This is a genomic window from Variovorax gracilis (assembly GCF_030317115.1).
Lineage (GTDB): Bacteria > Pseudomonadota > Gammaproteobacteria > Burkholderiales > Burkholderiaceae_C > Variovorax > Variovorax gracilis.
Genome location: NZ_JASZYF010000028.1, coordinates 1 through 21,809 on the forward strand (window position 1 = coordinate 1; position 21,809 = coordinate 21,809).

Genomic DNA, 21,809 nt, shown 5'->3' on the forward strand with positions numbered 1-21,809 from the left:
CTGCCCTGCGCCCACCATCTGCGCGATCAGGTAGAAGGCCACGACCACCAGCGTGCCCGACGCCGCGAACACGCGCACCGGTGTCTGCTCGAAGCGGAAGGCCGCGACATCGGCAAAAGTGAACTTGCCCAGATTGCGCAGCCGCTCCGCCAGCAAGAAGGTCACCACCGGCCAGCCGACCAGGAAGCCGATCGAGTAGATCAGCCCGTCGAAGCCGCCCACCATCACTGCGGCAGAAATGCCGAGAAACGAGGCGGCGGACATGTAGTCGCCCGCGATCGCCATGCCGTTCTGGAAGCCGGTGATGCCGCCGCCGGCGGTGTAGAAGTCGGCCGCGCTCTTGGTCTTGGCAGCGGCCCACTTGGTGATGAAGAGCGTGCCGACGACAAAGGCGGCGAACATGCCGATGGCCGTCCAGTTGGTGGCCTGCTTTTCCAGCTGGCCGAGATCGGCACCGGCAGCCTGCACGCCGCCGGCTGCCGCCAGCAGGACCATCAGGCCCAGCGCCTTTGCAGAGAGTGAGCAAGAGAGAGAGCGGTTCATTTCAGCGCCGCCTTCGCGACCTCGTCGGTCAGCCGGTCGTACTCGCCGTTGGCCCGGTGGACGTAGATGCCGGTGATGACGATGGTGAACACGATGACCGCGAGCCCGATCGGCATGCCGATCGTCGTGACGCCGCTGCCCAGCCGCGTGGCAAGGAATGGCTTGTCGAAGGCAACCAGCAGGATGAAGCCGTAGTACACGACCATCATCGCCGCGGCCAGCCACCAGCCGAAGCGCGAGCGCTTCGACTTCAAGGCCTGGTAGTTCGGGTCGCGCAGGATCCTGGACGTCAGATCGTTGTCCATCGTCAGTTCCTTTCCATGAGCTGCTCGAGCACGGCTGGGTTCTCCAGCGTCGAGGTGTCCTGCGTGATCGCCTCGTCCTTGGCGATCGAGCGCAGCAGGCGCCGCATGATCTTTCCGCTGCGCGTCTTGGGCAGGTTGTCGCCGAAGCGGATGTCCTTCGGCTTGGCGATGGGGCCGATTTCCTTGGCCACCCAGTTGCGCAACTCCGTCGCGATCTTCCTGGCTTCGTCGCCGGTCGGCCGCGGGCCTTTCAGCACGATGAAGGCGCAGATCGTCTCGCCCGTCGTTTCGTCCGGCCGCCCCACGACAGCGGCCTCGGCCACCAGCGCCGTGCAGGACACGAGCGCCGATTCGATTTCCATCGTGCCCATGCGGTGGCCCGAGACGTTCAGCACGTCGTCGATGCGGCCGGTGATGGTGAAGTAGCCGGTCTTGGCGTCACGAATCGATCCGTCGCCCGCCAGGTAGTAGCCCTTGAGTTCCGGCGGGAAGTAGCTGACCTTGAACCGCTCGGGATCGCCCCAGATGTTGCGGATCATGCCCGGCCACGGCTTCTTCACCACCAGGAGTCCGCCTTGACCGTGGGGCACGTCGTTGCCGGTCTCGTCGACGACGGCCGCCGCGATGCCCGGGAAAGGCAGCGTGCATGATCCGGGCACCAGCGGTGTCGCGCCGGGCAAGGGCGTGATCATGTGGCCGCCGGTCTCGGTCTGCCAGAAGGTATCGACGATCGGGCAGCGGCCACCGCCGACGTGCTGGTGGTACCACTCCCAGGCTGCCGGATTGATCGGCTCGCCGACCGAGCCGAGGATGCGCAGGCTGGTCAGGTCGTAGCTCCTGGGATGCACCGCCTCGCTGGCCTCGGCCGCCTTGATCAGCGAGCGGATGGCGGTAGGCGCGGTGTAGAACACGCTGACCTTGTGGTCCTGGATCATCTTCCAGAATCGGCCCGCGTCCGGGTAGGTGGGCACGCCTTCGAACACCACCTGCGTCGCGCCGATCGCCAGCGGGCCATAGGTGATGTAGGTGTGGCCCGTGACCCAGCCGATGTCGGCGGTGCACCAGAACACATCCTCGTCCCTCAGGTCGAAGGTCCAGGTCGTGCTCACTGCCGCCTGCACCAGGTAACCACCGGTCGAATGCTGAACGCCCTTGGGCTTGCCGGTCGACCCGGAGGTGTACAACAGGAACAGCGGGTGTTCCGCACCCACCCATTCGGGCTCGCAGGTGTCGCCCTGCTTTTCCGTCTCCTCGTGCATCCAGCGGTCGCGCGAAGCGTCCCACGCGATCTGGCCGCCGGTGCGCCGGTAGACGATCACGTCCTTGATCGACTCGCAGCCACCGAGCGTCATCGCTTCCTCGACGATGGCTTTAAGTGGCAGCTGCTTGCCCCCCCGCAATTGCTCGTCGGCCGTGATCACCATCACCGCGCCGGCGCCTGCGATGCGATCGCGAAGGCTTTGCGCCGAGAAGCCGCCGAAGACCACCGAGTGCGTGGCACCGATGCGCGCGCAGGCCTGCATGGCGACCACGCCCTCGACGCTCATCGACATGTAGATGACGACACGGTCGCCCTTCTTCACGCCCCGGGCCTTCAGCGCATTGGCCAGGCGGCAGGTGCGCGCCAGCAGGTCGCTGTAGGTGACGCGGCTGACCTGGCCGTCGTCGGCCTCGAAGAGGATCGCCACCTTGTCGCCCCGACCGCGCTCGACATGGCGGTCCAGGCAGTTGTAGGACGCATTCAGCGTGCCGTCCTCGAACCATTTGAAGAATGGCGCGCCGCTTTCATCGAGCGACTGCGTGAACGGCGTCTTCCAGCTCACGAACTCGCGAGCCAGACGTGCCCAGTAAGCACCGAGATCGACGTCTGCCTCGGCCACCAGTTTCAGGTAGGCCGGCATGCCGGATACGTGCGCGCCCTTCATGGCGGCGTCTGGTACCGGATAGTTAATCGCTTCTTCGCTCATTGCATCTCCTTGCGCGGGACCGGCGTGGGTCAATCAGTCAAACGCTGAAGGCCGCACGCCGACAGTCCTACCCTGCGCTCACCCTGTGCTCGAGTCTGTGCGCTAGCACACCAACGGGGGCGCCTGCCGAGAGCTGCTTGCGATTGGTTCTGTGCTCAAGGGCGTCGGTCTCATCGCTTTCTGTATCGTCGCAATCGCCTTGGATTCGAAGCCGACCCTTCGGAGCGCGACAGAACCTCGGCGCCGCTGCACGCTTGGCAGATTCGCAGTTGAACCGGTTCGGCAGCGCCCGGTGCCAACTGGTGGCGACGATGGGGGAACGTAGCGGTACGTCGTTTCACAAGCGCAAATCAATCTGCAGGAGATCCGCCCCTGACTGCCGCGAGACCGCCGCCTGCACATTGCCGCCCCTGCGGGACAAAGTGAGGTCGACAGCGCCTTGAGGCAAGCGCAGGTCGCGCAGCACGAGCGCATCGATCTCGCCGGGCAGAACCGGTTGCTCCACCACAATGCGTCCGTGCATGGCGTCAATGTCGATGCCCAGGCAGCCCTGCAGCAGCATGAACACCGAGCCGGCGGCCCAAGCATGGGGCAGGCATGCCGCCGGATAGGAGACCGGCGCCTCACTAGTCACCCTTGCGAAACCGCAAAACAGTTCGGGCAGGCGCATGCCCACCTGGCTGGCACATTCGAACATCTCGCTCGTCAATCGCGCCGTGCTGTCCCGCTCGCCGTAGCGCGCCATGCCGGCAGCGCACAATGCCACGTCGTGGGGCCAGACGGACCCGTTGTGGTACGACATGGGGTTGTAGCGAATGGCCTTGGACGACAGCGTGCGCAGGCCCCAGCCCGACTCGAGGCCGGCAGCGAGCAGTTGGCGCGCTACGGCTCGGCCGCGCTCGGCGCCTGGCAGTCCCATGTACAGCAAATGCCCTGGGTTGGAGGCATAGACGCGACACGGCGCACCGGCACCGTCCAGCGCCAGGGCGTAGAACTGCATGTCTTCCTGCCAGAAGCGTGCCTCTACCCGCTCCCGCCAGGCCTCGGCCGCCTCCGCGTACGGTGCAACTGCCGTGTCGTGCCCCAGCCACTCCGCCAGCAGCGCCATTCCCTGCAATGCAGCGACCGCGTAGCCTTGAACTTCGACCAGCGCAATTGGCCCTTCGGGCGTGCGCCCATCCTCGTGGAAGATGGCGTCGTGGCTGTCCTTCCACCCCTGGTTGGCCAGACCGGAAGCCTGCGCACGTGCGTAAGTCAGAAATCCGCCATGCCGATTCGCATTGCCCAGAATCCAGGCGGTCGCTGCCACCAAGGCAGGCCACAGCTCCACGATGAAGGAACGATCCGCCGTGCGCCGGGCATAGGCAGCCGCCAGCGCAACGAACAGCGGCGTTGTGTCCACGCCGCCGTAGTAGCGGCCGAAGGGCAGTTCACCCATCGCCGTCATTTCGCCCTTGCGCAGTTCATGCATGATCTTGCCGGGCTCCGCATCGTGAAAGGCCGACGACTCGCGAGCCTGATGACTGGCCAGGTAGGCCAGCACGCCACGCGCCAGGGATGGCTTGAGCCACAGGGTCTGTAGCGCGGTAATGATTGCGTCGCGTCCGAAGGGGGTGGAGAACCACGGAATGCCAGCATAGGGATAGGGCCCGGTCGGAAGTGCAGTGGTCAGCAACGCAAGGTCGGCTTCCGAGCGATCCAGCCAGGCCTGGAACTGGCGGGCGGAAGTCCGCACGCGCGCACCGGCGCGCTGACGAGTGCGCATGCTGCGCCGTGCAGCAGCGCTCGCGGCCCGAAACTGCGCGCGCGTCGGTGCCAGCGCAGCCGGGCCGATGTCGACATACAGGACAACATCCTCGCGACTGTTCAGGACAAGGTCGAAGCGGCAGCACTTCTCGTCGATGGCTGTGGGCTGGATCGAGAACACCACGCGCGTTCGCCGCTCGACGCCATCCAGCCCTCGGTATCCCAATTCGACCTCCTTGCTCTGCACCTTGGCGGGCAGAAATTCGCCCCGCGCTCCCCGCGCACCTCGAAGGTGTCGCTGAAATCGGCACCGTAGCCCACGGTGAGCTGCAACCGTGTGACCGCTATGCCGTAGTTCCTCAAGGTGATGCTCTCGCGTAACAGCCCGTCCCACTGGAGGCGTCGCCGCTCGATGTGCACCACCCCCTGCGGCAGGGATTCGTCCCCCAGCGGGGGCAGCGGTCGGTTGGTGGCATGCGCGGTGAAGAACACGTTGTCACGGCTGACCGCGCTGGACAGCAGGGTCGGCCGTTCGCCTCCCAGCACCAGGTAGAAGCACGACAGCAGGCGCGTATCCTCCAGAAAGAAGCCATCGCCCGAACCCGCAATGTCGCCATAGGTGTCAGCAACCACGAAACTGTCGCCGTCCTTGAGGACGTGGAGATGATCGGGCGTGCGCGGTACCGATGCGTTCGACATTGCGCTCTGAGGGTGCGGCACTCCATGCGGATGGGGCGAGTTCATGCCACCTCGCTCTCGTGCAGTCGGCGGTTGCCAACGAGTTGCCAATACAGGCGAGCGTAGCGATTCGCCATCGCCTGCGCAGTGAAGCGCTCATCGAACGCTCGGCGCACGCGCGTGCGCGACAGCTCTCCGATACCGTGCACTGCCTTCACGGCCCCAGCGATGTCGTCGACGATGAGACCCGAGACGCCGTGCTCCACCACCTCTGGGACCGAACCGCAACGCCAGGCGATGACGGGTGTGCCGCACGCCATCGCCTCGATCATCACCAGGCCAAAAGGCTCGGGCCAGTCAATCGGAAACAGCAACGCCCGCGCGCCACCCAGGAAGGCACTCTTCTCGGAGTCGCCGATCTCGCCGACGAAGTCGATCAGCGGGTGGCCCAGAAGGGGCCGGATGCACTCGTCGAAGTAGGCGCGATCTACAGCGTCCACCTTGGCCGCAATCTTCAGGGGTACACCGGCCGCCTTCGCGATTTCGATCGCCCGATCGGGTCGCTTCTCCGGCGAAATTCGCCCCAAGAAGGCGAGGTAGCCCCCTAGAGTCCGTGGACTGAACTGGTAGTGATCAGGCAGCATGCCGTGTTGCACCGTGGCGTACCAGTTGGCATCCGGCAGCGGGGCGCGCTGGCTGCTGGAAATGGAGACCAATGGATACGAATGCCACCGTGCATAGACGCCGCGCAGGTCATCGATATCGAGCCGACCATGCAGGGTCGTGAGCGTGCGTTCCGACATGTCCTCGAAGAAGGGAAAGTGGATCAGGTCGACGTGAAAGTGAATGACGTCAAATGCATCCGCACGCCGTCGCACCTCGTGAATCATGGTGAGGTGGCTGGCCAGATCCGAGTTCAGGCGCCCGCTGTCCAGGCGAAGCGGCCGGGCACGTGTAGCGACCAGCGTGGCCTTGGTCTGTGTCTCGCCGGCGGCGAACAGCGTGACCTCGTGACCCTGATCGACCAGAGCATCCGTGAGATGGGCCACCACCCGCTCCGTGCCGCCATACATTTTCGGCGGCACCGCCTCGTACAACGGGGCCACCTGTGCAATCCTCATGTCGTGGCTCCGATCCAGTCGTCGTGGGTGATGGTGACGTGGGTCGGGCCCAGGGTGGCCAGCACATGGCCCCACCAGGGCAGATCGAGCAGACTGAGTTGCATCAAGGTCCAATCAAGGTTGCGCGACCACTCCAGATGGACGGCAATGTCCTATCCACGATGCTGGTCTGCCACGAGGGCAAGCGTCTGTGCGCCACCGCACGGTGAATCCATTTGCCGCCGCCTTCAGTCCTTTGGCGTGCTACCGTACAGACCCGGTGGGCGCTTGAGCGCAAGCTGTGCGCTTGCCGGGCGACTCGCGCGCCTCGCCGGACGCCATGCTTGCATCTTCTGAGTTGTTGCCCGTCGTTGTCTAGGAGTCACAAGACGCGTAGCTGAACCGAATCACACGTAGAAGTACGGACTGAGGAAATCATGGTCAAGAAGATTCAGCTAAATGACGAGCAGTGGACGAAGCTGGTCACTCTGGCCAGCCTTTCGGGCAGGGAGGCCAAAGTCGAATCGAGTCATTTTTCGGGTCGCCTGAGCTCACATGGGTTGGTATCTCGAGACCACAGAGGCCGCGAGTGCCTAACCGAACAGGGAAAGCATCGCCTGAGTCAAGGACGATAGCCTTGGTTCGACGGACGCCGTTGAGAACGCGTCTGGTCCAATTCAGTCGTTCCAATGTACGTTCGCGTACAGACCGGCTCCCGCAGGTTGCGGATGCTTAACGCTCACGGCCGTTGCAGCAGCCTTCGGTCGGTGCAAACCAAGCTCAGGAGTGGCGATGCCGATGCAACTACTCGAGCGCCTCAACTGCGCTCAACTTCCGATGGACATCGACGAGGATGACGACATTGAAAAATGCCGGGTGCTTCGTGCTGCCAGGCTCATAGAGGCGGATATCCCACCCGTCCTGCATCTGCGAGGCCGAACCAGCTATGCTGGGCATGCCACTGTGATGTGCGTGACTGCGAGCGGCAAGGCAGCGGCGGGAACGCGCAGCCGCGCGCTGGCGGGTTTGGCGGGTTTGGCGGGTTTGGCGGACAACTTTCCTCGAACCGTCAAATCGGTGGAACCGTCGCGCAAACCGGCCCCGGGCGACTAACGCTGAACATGAGGGGCAGAGGTCGGAAGATGACCATCCAAGTGAAGCCGGACCGCCGCGTCCGACTGGTCGGGCGGCGCCGAAATCACGATGGGAAGATCGTTCGGAGGGGTCGCACGGTGGCCGGGGCGTCCCCCTGGTGATCGAAAAAGCGCCAGGCGCTTTTTCGACCAAGTACCGACAACGATCAATTGGTGGCGCCGGCTTGCTTCTTCGCGGCCGCCTTGGCATCGCGCGCACCAACCCTGGCCTGACCCGCATTCGCGGCCTTGCCCCCGCTGGCCTCAGGATTGAGTTCGGGAGTGTTGGCCAGGTCGCCCACCGGCTTCTTCGCCATGCCCTGGGGTTTGGCGTTGGCCCGATTCTGGCCCGCAGTGGCCGCCTTGCCCCCGCTGGCTTCAGGATTGAGTTCGGGGGTGTTGGCCAGGTCGCCAGTGGGCTTCTTCACATTGCCTTGGGGTCGCGCCTCCACCCTGGCTTGAGCGCGATTTTGGGCTTTGCTGTTCGTTACAGGTTGTTGCTCCGACGATGTTCCCGCCGGATTTTGAGCATAGGCGCCTGCCGCGAACAGGCCGGTGAGCATGACTGCGAGAATTTTGGTCATTGCATGTCCTTGGGAGTTGGAGGTCGATTCGCCTCGCCATCGGCAGATGGCTAGAGCCAAACGATGACCTTGGGCCTTTGGTTGACATTGATTCACGACGGCCGCCACCTACCTGATGATCGCCGGCACCGACACACGCTTCTGGCTCGTTTCTTCCAAGAGCGAGGAACGGTCCTGGTGGCGGCGACGAGGACGATTGCATCGTCATGCGAACGGAGCGTGGCACGTGTTCGTACGTGCCGGCTCAGCAGGCCACCCCTCTGTCGATCCGTTCGGTTATTCGGTGAACGCGAGGCGTTGCAGCGGCAAGACAACCGTTGGGCGAGTCCGTGCCTCGAGGGCCAATGTCAACGCGTCGATCGCGCACCACGACGAACGTCCGCGACTCGCATATTCTTGGACGATCTGCCGTTGCGAAGAGAGGGCGCGCGCAATAAACTCCACGCCCGGTCGCTGGGAGCAGGAAACTTCTATGGGCAGCACCTTCGTGTTTGTGTGGAGGCGGATCAACCGTAACAACTGGCACAAGAAAAGGGTGCTGGCGGACGACTTGAACGCGGCCATGGCCGGTCTGCACGTCCACCTTTCGCATCGCTCCGACTACCCGAGGGAGGTTGTCGTCGATCATCCTGTCCAGGAGATTCTGGCGGACCATCTGGTGCATCGCCATAGCCTTACCCAGGTGCAGTCACCGTTTCGTATCGAGCATGACAACCAGGCATATCCGGTCGGGCACTTCCCTCAGACTACCTGGTAGGCCATTCCGTCAAGCACTCCCCCCGTTTGGTAACGGCCGCTTGACCAAGGAACTGTCACCTCGCTCTCGCAGGGTGATCGCGGTTACTCCCGGTCCCGACGGTTGCACGTCTCAGTCGCGAAGTCGCGGCGGGAAGATGAAGTCGGCAGGCCCGCGGCGGCGCTTTAGATGTCGGCGCAGGACGTCAGGTCAGCCGCCGCCGCAACCGCTTCTCTACGGGCTGAATGTCAAGGCCCTTCATGGCGGCCGATTGCCAAGACTGAGCGATCAATGGTCGGGAACCGGGGTGGTGCGAGTTCGTTGCGGACGCGCTTCGGTCTGTGCGGGTCGCGGACCCGGCACCTCATGCTCTATGCGCACGGCGCTCGTCTTTGTCTCGTGGGATGCGATCCCGCAAACAGGCTTGAAGCGACCGGCATCGCCGGGGGACGACTCCGAAGGCAAGACAGCTTTTGATGGACCGCTCTTGCCCGTCACGACAGATCGACCGATCAGAGCGAGACGTTCCTTGCAGGTGCTGGCGGGTGAACTGGCGAACGTTCGATGACAAGGACGAAAGCGCCATGGACTTGCCAGGCTATGTGTGCGCTTGCTGCCGCAGGAACTCGATCGCTTCTGATTGCGTCTCGAACAGATGCGCGGCCCCCTGACGCGAGGACAGCGACGAGCCGAGCTTCATGCGCATGAATGCACTCGTCGTATAGCGCGTCGCGGTGCTGTAGTACTGCGCGTGCAACTCTTCGACCATCGCGAAGTACGAGTCGCTCAGCGATTCGTCGATCACAAACCCGTCGTAGTTGGCGACCAGCGCCATCTTGCGGCCGGCTCTGCGGTAAAGCTCGGCGAAAACCCGGCGCACGCTCTCGACATCATCCGAATCATGGATGGAGAACCCCTGAAAGTTGACGAACAGGATATTCCGCTCACCGTCGTAGCTCAGGCGCTCGGCCAGTTGCAGGTCGAGCAGCACGGCCCCCAGCCCCATCGGGCCGGCGCGGTACAGGCGGGCGTCCATGCGATTGACCTGCCCGATCAACGGCCTGAATCCCATGTGCGCCAGGATGTCCCGCTCGATGTCGATGCCCGGTGCCACCTCGGTCAGGCGCAGGCCACCCGGCTCCAGCCTGAAGACGCAGCGCTCCGTCACGTAGTGCACCGACTGCCGCTGGTTCACGGCTTGTGGCCCGCTGAATGTGATCTGCTCGACCGCCGCGACGAACTTCGGTGCATGGCCTTCGGTAACGATGCGCACCTTTCCATCCTCGATGACCACTTCGAGGCCGCCGGCCGTGAAAGTGCCGGCAAAGACGACGCGGCGCGCGTTCTGGCTGATGTTGATGAAGCCTCCGGCGCCCGCCAGCCGCGTTCCGAAGCGGCTGACGTTGACGTTGCCGGCGCCATCGATCTGCGCCATGCCGAGGCAAGCCAGGTCGAGGCCGCCCCCGTCATAGAAGTCGAACTGCTGGTTCTGGTGCAGCAGGGCCTGCGTGTTGATGGCAGCGCCGAAATCCAGCCCGCCTTTGGGCATGCCGCCGATGACGCCGGGCTCTGCGGTCAGCGTCAAGTGCTCGAGCACGCGCTCCTCGGCGGCCACAGCGCCGAGTACCTCCGGCATGCCGATGCCAAGGTTGATGACGCCTCCCAGCGGCAGCTCGAAGGCGCAACGGCGTGCGATCAGCTTGCGCTCGTCCAGCGTCGCAACGGCGATCCTGTTGGCCGGCACCCGCATCTCGCCGGAAAAGGCCGCGTTGTAGGCGGTGCCGTAGGTCTGCTGGTGAAGCTCCGGCGACGCCACCACGACGCAGTCGACCAGGACACCCGGCACCACCACGCTGCGCGGGTCGAGCGTTCCTGCGGCGGCGACACGCTCGACCTGGGCGATCACCAGGCCGTTGGCGTTGCGTGCCGCCATGGCAGCCGCCTGTGCATCGAGCAACAGTGCCTCGTGCTCCATCGTGATGTTGCCGAGCGGATCTGCGGTGGTGCCGCGGATCAGTGCCACGTCGACCGGGAAGGCTTTGTAGAAAAGCCACTCCTCGCCGTCGATATCCATGACCCGCACCAGTTCTTCCTGTGTACGCTCGTTGATGCGCCCGCCGCTCTGCCGCGGGTCCACGAAGGTGCCGAGCCCCACCTTGCTCAGGGTTCCGGCGCGGTGCGCGGCGGCGTCGCGGTACAGGTGAGAGATGGTGCCCAGCGGCAGGTTGTAGGCCTCGATCCGGTTGTCGGTCGCCAGTCGGGCCAACTGCGGCACCAACGCCCAATGGCCGCCGATGGCGCGCCGGATCAGTCCCTCGTACGCCAGGCGGTTGACGCCGCGCGCCTTGCCATCGCCCGGTGCGGCCGCGAAGATGAGCGTCAGGTCGCGCGGGCTCTGCGTCGACACGAAGCGCCTTTCCAACGCGACGATCAGTTCCTCGGGCGTTCCGATGCCGACGAAGCCGGAGCAGCTCACGCTGTCGCCATCGCGGATGAGCGCGATGGCCTCGTCGGCGGCGACGACCTTGTTCCGGTTCATGACGTTTCTTCAGTCGAACACGACGACCTGCCGTATCGCCTTTCCTTCGTGCAGAAGGTCGAAGCCATGGTTGATGTCTTCGAGCGCGAGGCGGCCGGTCAGGAGCTTGTCGACCGGCAGGCGCCCCTGCCGGTACAGCGCGATGTAGCGAGGGACGTCACGCGAAGGAACACAGGTTCCGATGTAGCTGCCCTTGAGCGTTCGCTCTTCCGCCACGAGATTGACAGCAGCCAATGGCAAGGTCGCAGTCGAGGGCGGCAGTCCCGCCGTGACGGTGGTGCCGCCGCGTCGCGTGATCCGGTAGGCCAGATCGAGCGCGGGGATCGAACCGGCGAATTCGAAGGCGTACTCGACGCCGCCCGCGCTGAGCTCTCGGATCTGCTCGAGCGCGTGGGGTTGGCCGGCGTTCACTGTGTGCGTAGCGCCCAGGCCGCGCGCCTGCACCAGCTTGTCGTGCGACAGGTCGACGGCGATGATCTGCCGCGCGCCGGCGGCCTGTGCACCGATCAGCGCGGCGAGGCCGACGCCCCCCAGGCCAACCACCGCGACCGATGCGCCCATCGGCACCTTCGCCGTGTTGACGACCGCGCCGACACCCGTCAATACCGCGCAGCCGAACAGCGCGGCCTCGTCCAGGGGAACCGCACCGTCGATCTTCACGAGCGAATGACGCGAGACGGTGGCGTACTCGGCAAACACGGAGCAGCCGAGATGATGGTGGAGGGTCTGCCCGACCAGCGAAATGCGCCGTGCGCCGGACAGCAGCGTGCCCGCGCCGTTGGCAGCGGCGCCGGGCTCGCACAAGGCCGGTCGGCCTTCGGCGCAGGGCGCGCAATGGCCGCAACTGGGCACGAACACGACGACCACATGGTCGCCGGCCTGCAGATCGGTCACGCCCTCTCCCAGCGCTTCGACGATGCCTGCCGCTTCATGCCCCAGCGCCATCGGCATCGGCCGCGGACGATCGCCATTGATGACCGAGAGGTCCGAATGGCACAGGCCCGCGGCGCTCACCTTGATCAGCACCTCACCGGGCCCCGGCGGCGCCAGGTCGACCGTCTCGATCGACAGCGGGCTGGACGATGCATAGGGCGGCGCGGCGCCCATCTGCCGAAGGACGGCGGCCTTGATCTTCATGTGAAGGCTCCGGGTTGGGCGGCTGTGGCGGCGACGCGATTGCGCAATTCGTCGACCAGCACCCGGGTGTTTTCGGAATAATCGATCGGCACGGCGATGACCTGCACGCCGCCTTCGCAGAAGGCCGCTTCGATCGCCGGCGCCAGTCCCTCCGCACTTTCGACGCGGCGCCCCTTCGCGCCGTATGCATCGGCATACTTCACGAAATCGGGATTCCCGAAGGTCATGCCCCAGTCGGTGAACCGGTCGACGGACTGCTTCCAACGGATCATTCCGTAGGCGTTGTCCTCGATGATCAACACCACGAGATCGAGCTTGAGCCGGATGGCCGTCTCGAGCTCCTGCGAATTCATCATGAACCCGCCGTCGCCGCACACTGCCAACACCCGGCGCTGCGGGTACAGCAGCGCGGCCATCATGGCCGACGGCAGGCCGGCCCCCATCGTCGCCAATGCGTTGTCGAGCAGCAGCGCATTGGCTGTTCGCGTGGGGTAGCAGCGCGCGAACCAGATCTTGTACATGCCGTTGTCGAGCGCGACGATGCCGTCGTCGGGCATGACCTGGCGCACGTCGTGGACGATGCGCTGTGGCGTCAGCGGAAAGCGCGACTCGGTGGAACGGTTCATGGTGCGCGCCAGGATGCCCTCGCGCTGCGGCAGCAAGGCGCCGGCATTCGGGAGGCGGCCTTCGACGCGATCGGCCAACAGTGTGAGGGTCGGGCCGACGTCGCCCAGGACTTCGGCATGCGGGAAGTACACCTGCTCCACGGTGGCCGGCATGTAGCCGACGTGGATCACCAGCGGGCCCTCCGGACCCATGATGAACGGCGGCTTCTCGATGGTGTCGTGGCCGATGGCGAGAATCAGATCGGCACGGTCGATCGCTTCGTGCACATAGTCGCGCTCCGTGAGCGCGGCCGTCCCCATCCAGAACCCGGTCCGGCCTTCGGCGATGCCACCGCCGGCCACCGTTCCCTTGCCCATCTGCGTGTTGAAGAAGGGAACGCCGACTCGGCGCACGAAATCGGCCAGTTGGCCCTGCAGCCGGGGGCGATTGCTCGCGGCGCCGAACATGACGAGCGGTCGCTCCGCCCGCATCAGCAACTCGGCGGCGCGCGCGATCGCCGACTCATGCGCCACCGGCAGATCGATCGGGTGAACGGGCAGGACATCCACCTCGTCGGCGACCTGTTCGGCGGCGACGTCTTCCGGCAATTCGAGATGCACCGGACCCGGACGCTCTTCGGCGGCGACCCTGAAAGCGTCGCGCACCGCGGTGGGGATGCTCGCCGCGCTGACGATCTGCCGCGAGGCCTTCGTCAACGGCTTCATCGTGGCGACGATGTCCACAATCTGAAAGCGTGCCTGCCGAGCCGTCATGATGGCCTTCTGGCCAGTGATCAGCACCATCGGCATGGCACCCAGATGTGCATAGGCTGCGCCCGTGACCAGGTTGAGCGCCCCGGGTCCCAGCGTGGCCATGCACACGCCAGGCTGTCCGGTCAGGCGCCCATGGGTCGCAGCCATGAAGGCGGCAGATTGCTCGTGCCGGGTGAGCACGAGTTCGATGCGGGACCGTCGCAAGGATTCGACGAGGTCGAGGTTTTCTTCGCCGGGTACGGCGAAGATGCGCTGCACGCCCTCGTTCTCCAGCGCCTTGACGAAGAGGTCGGATGCTTTCATTCCCATCTCCGGATGCAGCGACAGGTCTTCGCAGCGTAGGCCATTGGCAATGCCTGCTTCGCCATCAGACTTCAATCTTCGCCCGTGCGCTCGAAGACGCCTCCGTGACGGTCTCGCCGACTTTCGCGGCGTTGGTGGCCATGGTGTCGGACAGTTGCTTCGACGCCGTGTTCATTCCTTTGTAGGCGCTGCTCGAAGCCTCCATGGCGGATTGCATCAGTGCCATGATCTTCTCGGAGCCAGGGGTGTTCTTGAAAAAGCCACTCATGGCCTCGAGGAGCGTGGCCTGAGCGCTGGCAATGCGTTGTTCGTAGACGGCGCGCCGCGCGGCGCCGAAGGTGGAAAAGACCTCCTGCACCTGCCGGCCATACGCCACCGCCTTCAACGGCGCGGCTTGCAGCGTGGCCGCCTGAAGCTGGATCAACTCTGCCGGGCTTCGTGTCGAACTGGCGATCCGGCTGATTTCCTCGGTTTCAGCCATCAATGTCTTGAGCGTCTGCAGGTTGAGGGCGGCGAGCGTTTCCGCCCCTTCGACAGCCTGTCCGACCAGGCCGAACATTGTTTCAACGGAAGCGTTGTTGCCGGCGGCGTGTGGAATCATGGTGGGCTTTCTGTGAGGTTGGGAATCAAGCAACGATGCTTGTTGCACTGCAGCATGACCAGTGTCGACGCGTGTCGGGGACGACACAAGCAAAAACGCATCGGCCACGCGCCATTAGAGGAGCGCGCTCAAAGAGCGTATTGGCCCCCACTGCCTGCAGGGCCCCTCGCATCAGCTCGCAGCGTTCGGCAACGGCGTGCGCGAAGAGGAACCCGCCGCGAACATTAAGCCCATCCCTGCCGCCACACGGCCGGGTGAGGGGTCAGCGCGCACGAAATGCGGCTTGAGAACAACCGCGCCGGCGAAGCGACGCTGATCGGTCGAATGCCTTTGCAATGCGCCTTGATCACCTTCTCGTCCAGGCCCTTGATCAACGCTTTGAGCACATCGGTGTGCTTGGCGATGCCCACCTGCGAGCCAGAAAGCATCTTCTTGAGTTTCGCGTTGGTGGCTTTGGGCGCAATTTTCTTCAACGCCTTGGCCATCTGGTCGTTGGCTGACCAGAGATCTTTCAGCTCATCTGCGTAGAGTTCTTCCAGGCTGGAGTTTTCGGACATGAGCTTTCCTTGAGATTGGTTGGGAAATCCAGTGTGCGGCCCCTCCTTTCAAGCGATGTAGGCTGTGGCGCCGCGCTTCAGACGTCTTGCGCGGAGGTGACAGGCGCTCGCCAAGCGTGGCCGACGATCACAACGCTGCCGGTACTTTCGCAACTTCCGCGCCTCCGCTCCTTCCGCACGATCGCCTCGGCGCAGGCGCTCACCCCGCGCGGGATGCCTCGTGCAACTCAACGGCACGTCGTCGATGGTTCCGGCGTGTTGTGAGCGATCCTTCGACGGGAGTTGGAGGGTAAGTTCCCATCGGAGCAGTTGGGGCACATGCCAATCGAGGCTGTGGTCGGTCGCCGCGATGTTGGTCGCGCGGGCGAATCTCCACGAGCATCAACTTGTTCATGACCTTGCCATCGCTCATGCGAGCGCCCTGCTCGATCACGCTAGAGCGCCCATTGCCCAAGCTCACCACGGCACCGAGCTTGGCCTTGCCCGTGCGGTCCTTGTCGTACTGGCTGCCGTCGCTGAAAGGCCCGTACTCGTCACTACTCCACAGCACGTCGCGCGCTTTGTCGCCGGATTTGCCTCGAAGACGACTACGACCCGGTGTTCGATTGCCACGATCTCCAACTGGGCCAAACACGACGTGCTACCAGATCATTCGAACCCAGACCTGAGCGGTTCGGCGCCGGCACTCATCCCGACAACGGCACGCCTCGCCAACCTGATTCGCAGGACCTGCGCTACCGCTTTGTCAGCAGCAGCTGTCCCATCTTCTGCAACCTTCCTTTGAGGCTCCGCGCGATCACGCCGAAGACACCAGGCATTTCAATTTCCATGGTTACTGCGGTATCGAGCACGTGGATGACGCCGGCGACGGTCTGGCCCATCGCCGCGACGCTGAAAATGAGCCGGTCACCGTCCCATCGCTCGCTGGGAGCCCCGCTGCTGCCGGGCAACAGGTCAATGATCTTCGCGAATCCGGCCTCGATGCGGCGGCGCGCTTCAGCGCGGCCGAGTTGATGTGGAATGCTGATGGAGATCGGGGTCGCCATGCGCACAGGGTGCCGCGAATCGGACCGCCGGGCAAGTGGCCTGCGATAGAAGCCTACATTCGCGGTGTATCCACACGGGGTGCTGGCGAACCGGAGGCGCCCGTGGTTTTGCAAAGTCGGTCAGCAAGTCGTCCAGGGTGTCATGGCGCGAGCGCCATGTGGCTGCCTGAGAGCGTCCCAACCACCACTCCTGCATCGCTTGCGCCTTGGTGGCGCGCGCTTCCACGCGCATCAAATTGTCCAACTCACTTTGCAAAACGACGTTGGAGCGATGCGAACAGAGAACTCGCTGACCACCGCCGACATGCTGAGGCTGACTTGAGCTTGATCGCACACCGTGCCGGCAAGACGCTCCGAGCTCCGAGAGGTGGAACTGCGTTCCGTGTAGGCACCGAGCTTCAGCGTTGCGGCTTCGCAGCATGGAGCCCTGCCTACGCCTCGCATGAGGCCGCCAGTACGCGCCAGGATGCAGCGCCCCTCTTGGGCCCCTCAAGCTGCGGCCAGCGCCTGTGACGGTGGGGTCGCTCCCGGCGATGCGCTGGGCTACGCGGCGACTGGAACTCGGCGCTTGCACCTGTTGAAGGTGTCTCTGACGCTGTGGCCAACGCGCAGGCACAATGCAGCCGAGGCGCCGGTGCTGGTTTGTCGCCGTCTCAACGAACACCACGGAGACCGAGATGCGGAAAGTCATCGTCTGGCTTTGTCTGATGGTTGCGGGCGCCGCGTTGGCGGAGGCGATGCCTGCTTGGCGAACGTCCACACCCGAAGAGCAGCGCCTGGATGTCGCCGCTTTCAAGAGCGTCGACGAAGGGATCGCCGAGCTGGGCGATGTCCAAAGCGTGGTGGTGGTCCTCCAAGGCCGCACCGTCTACGAGTACTACCGCGATGGCAACCCGGAGGCCTTGCGAAACACCCAGTCGGTGACCAAGAGTGGCTTGGCCCTTCTGGTGGGTACCGCCTTGCAACGACAGCAGCTCGCCTCTTTGGATTCGCCCGTCGTCGACCTGATGCCCGAGTGGCGATCGCTGAATCCGGACCCCCGTGCCCGTGCCATCACGCTGACGCACCTGCTCGCGATGACCACGGGGTTCGAGGTGGACGACCGCAGCGGAACCGCTGCGCCTCTCGCACCGGTCGTAGCATGGGCCAGGCCCATTCGGGCAGAGCCAGGCCAACGGTTCGCCTATGACAACAGCGGTCCGGCGATGGTCCAGGCCATTCTGGAACGAGTCACGGGGCGACCCATCGCTGACCTGGTGCGCGACCAGCTCGTGACGCCTCTTGCCATGCGGGAACCTGCCTACGCGCGTGGCATGGCGTCGATGCGGACCGTGGACATGGCGAAGTTGGGACATCTGCTCCTGCAGGAGGGCCGGTGGGCGGACCAGCCGGTGCTGCCGGCCGGCTTCGTCGCGCAAGTGGTCAAGCCTCACAGTGCCGGGGGGCCGCCCGTTGGCTTGCCTTATGGGCTGTTCTGGTGGACCGCTTCCAGCGCCACCTACTTCGCGAGTGGCTACGGTGGCCAGCTCATCTGGGTTCACTTGCCGCTTGGCTTGGTCGTCGCCGTGACCTCCACGGTATCGTCGGACAGTGCGCAGCGCGGCCAGGCCTTGAAGCTCGTGCGAGGGACCATTTTCCAGGCCGCCCAGAGGCGCCTGGCCATGGAAGGAAAGTAGTGCCGTCAGCAGGCGCGAGCGTCGACGCGCCCGCTTGACGTGCCGAGTCGGATGCTCTGCGCGCCGGGCCCTCCGACCGCTGCTCGCGCTGCAGGATCCGCACCGGACAGGTTGGCCGCGGTGTGCACCTTGTAGATGCCACGGGTGCTTGGACTGCTCGGAAGCACGTGCACGCCCGCAGCCCCATCGCGACGGACCCGTCCACCTCGATCGCATCGTGAGATGTCACTGCTTCAGAGATCAGTCTGCTACTTGGGTCGCAGCGCGGCCACACCGGCGGCATCGACAACGAAGAGCACCAACCCGGTCACCAGTGTGACGACGTGAGGGAACGCCACCAATGGCATTCGCATGTTGCGCCAGACCCTGAGTCCTTTGGCCTGGTACTCGTCGTGCCAGGCCGTGTAGACCTGAAGCGGCGCGATGCCGTCGAAATCGTCGGCCAGGAACGCTGCCTCCAGCAGTCGGATTCTGGGTTCGTACATGTACTGGAAGCCCTTCCACAGCGCCTCCAGGCACCAGAAGACCATCGCGGCGCCGGCCGCGAAGAGCCACAGGTACCTGGACTGATAAAAGCCGACACCGATGGCCGCCAGGCCTACCGTCGCACTCCAGCCCTTGATGGTGATGGCACGCGCGTCGTAATCCTCATAGAGCTTTTGCAGCAGGAGGTACTCGTCCTTGAGGTACCCCAGCTTGATGTCAATGTTCACGTGCGCTCCTGCATCGGCAATCGACGCATGGTAAGGAGCCGTCGAGATGCTCACAAGCTCCGAGGCAAGGGGCCGCGCCGAGCGACCGACGACCGCTGGCCACCACGGCCGAAGAGGAGCCGGCTTGTGGCCCATGCCATCCGAGAAGCCATCGTGGGTGCGCCCGTTGGTCACGGCGGGCACGCTTCAATGTCTCAATGTGCATGTCTTCCATTGAAGCGACCCCCCCTCCGCAACGCGTCGCTGGCCTGCATGAGCGTTGCCTTCTGGCGGCGCATCGCAAGCTGTGCTGGCAGATGCGGGCGGCGCTGCGGAAGAAGCCGCCTGCGTTCTGCAGGTCAGTCCACGTAGTCCACCAGCAGCAGCGAAGCCGCACGCAGGAACGCGAGCTCGCACGGCTTGACTTCGCAGCGGTCCATGTCGAAGTGGGACAGGATGCCGCACGCGGGCCCACCGCCCGCCGGCCGCAGGACCAGCCCGCAGTACGAGAGGATCGGGCTGTCGAAGGGCTTGAAGCGACGATCCTGGCTGCAGTCCGAGGAGACGAAGTCGCCGCGAGCCAGGGTGAGCCGGCCCAGCTCATTCAGAAGCAGGGCGCTGTGCAGGTAGGCGCGGTTCTCGCCGCAGCGATCAAAGACACACACGGGGTGCAAGGCGCCGTCGCGGACCCTGTGCAGCGCCGTGTAGCGGAAGCTCGTTCGATCGTTCAGCAGTTCCAGCGCCGAGGCCAGGCCGTGCTGCAGACGCGCCTTGAAGGCCAGCAGCTGGTCCTCGAAGGGAATGTCGATCATCAGGCTCGCCGCGACCAGTCGCCGAAGGCTTCCCGGATCGAGTCGCCCGCATCGCGCTCGTCGACGTGCCTGAATCCCCTGACGACCTCGGCGCACTCGTCGGCGACGAGCAAGCCGAAGTCCCGCAACCGCAGGGGCAGCGCGTCCCCGGGCTGGATCAGCATCGCCGCCGTGGCGCAGCGCACGAAGATCTCGTCTGCCGTTTCGATGGGGATGGCCATGGCTGCCTCCGATCTGTTGCTTTCACCCTTCGACCAATGCCGCGAGCAGCGGCGCGATGGCATCCAGTGGCGCGACGTACGGCAGGGGGTGGTGATGCGGCGCGTGCCGCGGCGGCGCCGCGACGTCAGCCTCGTCCGGGGCCTGGACCACCGCCACGCCGGCGGCCTCCTCGATCGCGCTCATGCCGAGCCTTCCTTCGCCCGCACAGCCGGAGAGCAGCACACCGATGACGCGCTGGCCGCACACGGCCGCCGCGGAACTGAACAGCCGGTCAACCGGGCCGTCCCCGGTCGATGTCGCCTCCGGATCGTCTACGCCCATGACGCCTTCCGGCCGGATCACGAGAGCCAGGCCCGCCGGCGGCAGGTATGCATGGCCCGCGCGCCCGAACCGCCCTTCGCACGCATAGCTCACCGGCATGGACGCGCAGCTGTCCATGATGCGAACGAGCGTTTGCACGCTTTGGGCATGGGTGCGCTGCGCCACCAGGATGGGGGCCTGGAAGGTCACGGGCAGTGCCTTCAGGATCGTCGACAGCGCGGCCAGGTCGCCCTCGGCGGCGCCGACCACCACGAGGTCGCGGCGCGGGCTCATAGGCCGCTGCCACCTCGGCGAGGTGCGCCGTATCGCCAATCGGAGTGAGGGGTCGCAACGTCGATGTCGTAGGTCTCGCGAACGGCCTCGAGCGCGTCAACCACCAGCCGATAGGCGTCGCGCCGTTGCGCTGGTCCGGCGGGAGGCTTGCCGTGCCCTCCCGGAGTGCTCAACGAATCGTGGAGGCGCTCGCAGGCCGCCGCGAACGCGAGCGCCGCGCGCACCTGCGAAGGCGAAGCCTGGGCCATAACCTCTGAACCGTTGGGGATCCACGTCTTGAAATCCCGGTTTCGGTCGCCGCTTCAAGGGGAGATAGAAAATATAGCACCGCACCCCCAATCTATCCACCGCCACGGCGGCTTCGAGGGTACTTATCGGAACCGCTTGCTGAACTCGCGCACCACCCCCACCACCCTGGCGCCATCCAGCGGCTTGATCGGGTAGCGCGCATTGAGCGGCTTCAGGTACAGGTCGCCGCCATCCTTGACGAGTTGTTTGAAGGTGGTCGCTCCATCGCCGCTGAGCGCGATGACATAGTCGCCCGGCACGGCGGCCAGTTCGGGTTCCACAACGATGATCGAACCAGGTGGAAACGAATCGCCCGCTTCGCTCACCATGCTGTCGCCCCGGACGGCGAGCGCGTAGGTATGGCGCTTCACCGGCACCGACACGGGCACCGTGTCGAACCTCCCCTTGGGCTTGAAGTTGTCGATGACGGTGTAGTCGCCGGCCTCGCCGGCGAAAGAGCGTTCGCGAGTTGATCACCGAGGGTCGCCAGACGCTCGCCATGAGTGTCGGCACGTTTGCACGGGCGGCGGGCGTGACGCGGGCCGCAGTGCAGCACTGGGAGCGGCCCGGTGGCACCTCTCCCAACCGCAGCCACCGCCCGGCCGTCGCGCGGCTGCTCGGCATGTCGGTCGAGGAGTTTCTCTCGGGCGGTCCTCAACCCATGGACAGATGGCGGCGGCGTGGCGTTTGGCTGTTGTCAGCAGTAGAGGCCGGCGGCTTTGCCCACATCGACAACTTCGGCCCTCACAGCGAATTGGAGACCGTGCTCGTCACCGTCGACGTTCAGCGGCGGACCTTCGCGTTGCGCGTTCACGGTGAGAGCATGCGAAGCAAGGGCGTGAATTCGTTTCCGCCAGGGACCATCGTCGTGATCGAGCCAGACATGAAAGCCCGCCCAGGCGATTTCGTGATCGCCCAGAACAGGGAGAAGCAGGCCACGTTCAAGCAACTGGTAGTGATCAAAGAGGTGTTCTGCCTGAGGCCGCTCAACAAGCGATTCAAGACTCGGCCGCTGGGCGACGGCGTCATCATTGGCGTTGTGCGGGAAGCGATCTGGCACCTTCGGTAGACAGATCGACCGGCCGGCCGGCGCTCAACGGCTCTTGCTTTCGTTGGAGCTTTGTCACCCCGTCGTAGCTGCCACATCGCTGATGGACCGCCAAGCCCGTAC

The 21,809-nt window shown here is 64.9% G+C and carries 20 protein-coding genes and 1 pseudogene; 4 read left to right on the forward strand and 17 right to left on the reverse strand.

Annotated elements, in window-relative coordinates; genetic code table 11:
• The 5 genes and pseudogenes from QTH97_RS29990 to QTH97_RS30015 form a co-directional block, all read right to left on the reverse strand.
• A partial coding sequence (locus QTH97_RS29990) for a sodium:solute symporter family transporter (RefSeq protein ID WP_444813492.1) occupies positions 1–543 on the reverse strand: 543 nt, incomplete at its 3' end.
• Positions 540–848 carry a DUF485 domain-containing protein gene (locus tag QTH97_RS29995; RefSeq protein WP_286572237.1) on the reverse strand — a complete coding sequence of 103 codons (309 nt, stop codon included), beginning with the start codon at positions 846–848 and terminating at the stop codon, positions 540–542. The genes QTH97_RS29990 and QTH97_RS29995, both read right to left, overlap by 4 nt.
• A 2-nt stretch (positions 849–850) precedes the next feature.
• Entirely contained in the window at positions 851–2,815 is a 1,965-nt protein-coding gene (acs, locus tag QTH97_RS30000) for an acetate--CoA ligase (protein WP_286572238.1), read from the reverse strand.
• A gap of 337 nt (positions 2,816–3,152) precedes the next feature.
• Positions 3,153–5,305 (reverse strand): annotated as a pseudogene (locus QTH97_RS30005) (amylo-alpha-1,6-glucosidase).
• Complete coding sequence (locus QTH97_RS30015; protein ID WP_286572240.1) at positions 5,302–6,360, reverse strand: glycosyltransferase family 4 protein; 1,059 nt, start codon at positions 6,358–6,360, stop codon at positions 5,302–5,304. Before QTH97_RS30015 ends, QTH97_RS30005 begins: the two are co-directional and overlap by 4 nt.
• 777 nt (positions 6,361–7,137) lie before the next feature.
• Here QTH97_RS30015 and QTH97_RS30020 point away from each other — a divergent pair.
• Entirely contained in the window at positions 7,138–7,452 is a 315-nt protein-coding gene (locus tag QTH97_RS30020; RefSeq protein ID WP_286572241.1) for a hypothetical protein, read from the forward strand.
• A gap of 187 nt (positions 7,453–7,639) precedes the next feature.
• Here QTH97_RS30020 and QTH97_RS30025 read toward each other — a convergent pair whose 3' ends face one another.
• Positions 7,640–8,056, reverse strand: coding sequence for a hypothetical protein (locus QTH97_RS30025; protein WP_286572243.1), 417 nt, complete (start codon positions 8,054–8,056; stop codon positions 7,640–7,642).
• A gap of 472 nt (positions 8,057–8,528) precedes the next feature.
• Here QTH97_RS30025 and QTH97_RS30030 point away from each other — a divergent pair, with 472 nt between their 5' ends.
• Entirely contained in the window at positions 8,529–8,813 is a 285-nt protein-coding gene (locus QTH97_RS30030) for a hypothetical protein (protein ID WP_286572244.1), read from the forward strand.
• A 577-nt stretch (positions 8,814–9,390) separates the two neighbouring features.
• Here QTH97_RS30030 and QTH97_RS30035 read toward each other — a convergent pair.
• The 6 genes from QTH97_RS30035 to QTH97_RS30060 form a co-directional block, all read right to left on the reverse strand.
• A complete protein-coding gene (locus QTH97_RS30035) occupies positions 9,391–11,331 on the reverse strand; it encodes an acyl CoA:acetate/3-ketoacid CoA transferase (protein WP_286572245.1) in 1,941 nt (646 codons plus the stop codon).
• A 9-nt stretch (positions 11,332–11,340) separates the two neighbouring features.
• Positions 11,341–12,468, reverse strand: a complete 1,128-nt coding sequence (locus tag QTH97_RS30040) for a zinc-dependent alcohol dehydrogenase family protein (protein WP_286572246.1) — start codon at positions 12,466–12,468, stop codon at positions 11,341–11,343.
• Positions 12,465–14,150: an acetolactate synthase large subunit gene (locus QTH97_RS30045; RefSeq protein ID WP_286572247.1), complete on the reverse strand. Its 1,686-nt coding sequence runs from the start codon at positions 14,148–14,150 to the stop codon at positions 12,465–12,467. Before QTH97_RS30045 ends, QTH97_RS30040 begins: the two co-directional genes overlap by 4 nt.
• 64 nt (positions 14,151–14,214) lie before the next feature.
• On the reverse strand, positions 14,215–14,799 hold the full coding sequence (gene phaP / locus QTH97_RS30050) for a TIGR01841 family phasin (protein WP_286572248.1): 585 nt from the start codon (positions 14,797–14,799) through the stop codon (positions 14,215–14,217).
• Between the two features lie 176 nt (positions 14,800–14,975).
• Positions 14,976–15,308, reverse strand: a complete 333-nt coding sequence (locus QTH97_RS30055; RefSeq protein ID WP_286572249.1) for a DUF892 family protein — start codon at positions 15,306–15,308, stop codon at positions 14,976–14,978.
• Positions 15,309–16,042: 734 nt separating this feature from the next.
• The gene (locus QTH97_RS30060) at positions 16,043–16,354 is read right to left on the reverse strand and encodes a polyhydroxyalkanoic acid system family protein (protein WP_286572250.1); all 312 of its coding nucleotides are present in this window, start codon (positions 16,352–16,354) and stop codon (positions 16,043–16,045) included.
• 677 nt (positions 16,355–17,031) lie between these two features.
• On the opposite strand from QTH97_RS30060, the gene QTH97_RS30065 reads away from it, so the two are divergent.
• Complete coding sequence (locus QTH97_RS30065; RefSeq protein ID WP_286572251.1) at positions 17,032–18,030, forward strand: serine hydrolase domain-containing protein; 999 nt, start codon at positions 17,032–17,034, stop codon at positions 18,028–18,030.
• A 248-nt stretch (positions 18,031–18,278) separates the two neighbouring features.
• Here QTH97_RS30065 and QTH97_RS30070 read toward each other — a convergent pair whose 3' ends face one another.
• The 5 genes from QTH97_RS30070 to QTH97_RS30090 form a co-directional block, all read right to left on the reverse strand.
• Complete coding sequence (locus tag QTH97_RS30070) at positions 18,279–18,743, reverse strand: hypothetical protein (protein WP_286572252.1); 465 nt, start codon at positions 18,741–18,743, stop codon at positions 18,279–18,281.
• A 338-nt stretch (positions 18,744–19,081) separates the two neighbouring features.
• Entirely contained in the window at positions 19,082–19,534 is a 453-nt protein-coding gene (locus QTH97_RS30075; RefSeq protein ID WP_286572253.1) for a hypothetical protein, read from the reverse strand.
• A complete protein-coding gene (locus QTH97_RS30080) occupies positions 19,534–19,755 on the reverse strand; it encodes a hypothetical protein (protein ID WP_286572255.1) in 222 nt (73 codons plus the stop codon). The genes QTH97_RS30075 and QTH97_RS30080 overlap by 1 nt, the downstream gene beginning before the upstream one ends.
• Positions 19,756–19,777: 22 nt before the next feature.
• Positions 19,778–20,350, reverse strand: a complete 573-nt coding sequence (locus tag QTH97_RS30085) for a chemotaxis protein CheB (protein WP_286572257.1) — start codon at positions 20,348–20,350, stop codon at positions 19,778–19,780.
• Positions 20,351–20,721: 371 nt separating this feature from the next.
• A complete protein-coding gene (locus tag QTH97_RS30090; protein WP_353655675.1) occupies positions 20,722–21,021 on the reverse strand; it encodes a LexA family protein in 300 nt (99 codons plus the stop codon).
• Positions 21,022–21,107: 86 nt separating this feature from the next.
• Here QTH97_RS30090 and QTH97_RS30095 point away from each other — a divergent pair, with 86 nt between their 5' ends.
• Complete coding sequence (locus QTH97_RS30095; RefSeq protein ID WP_286572258.1) at positions 21,108–21,707, forward strand: LexA family protein; 600 nt, start codon at positions 21,108–21,110, stop codon at positions 21,705–21,707.
• Positions 21,708–21,809: the final 102 nt, after the last annotated feature.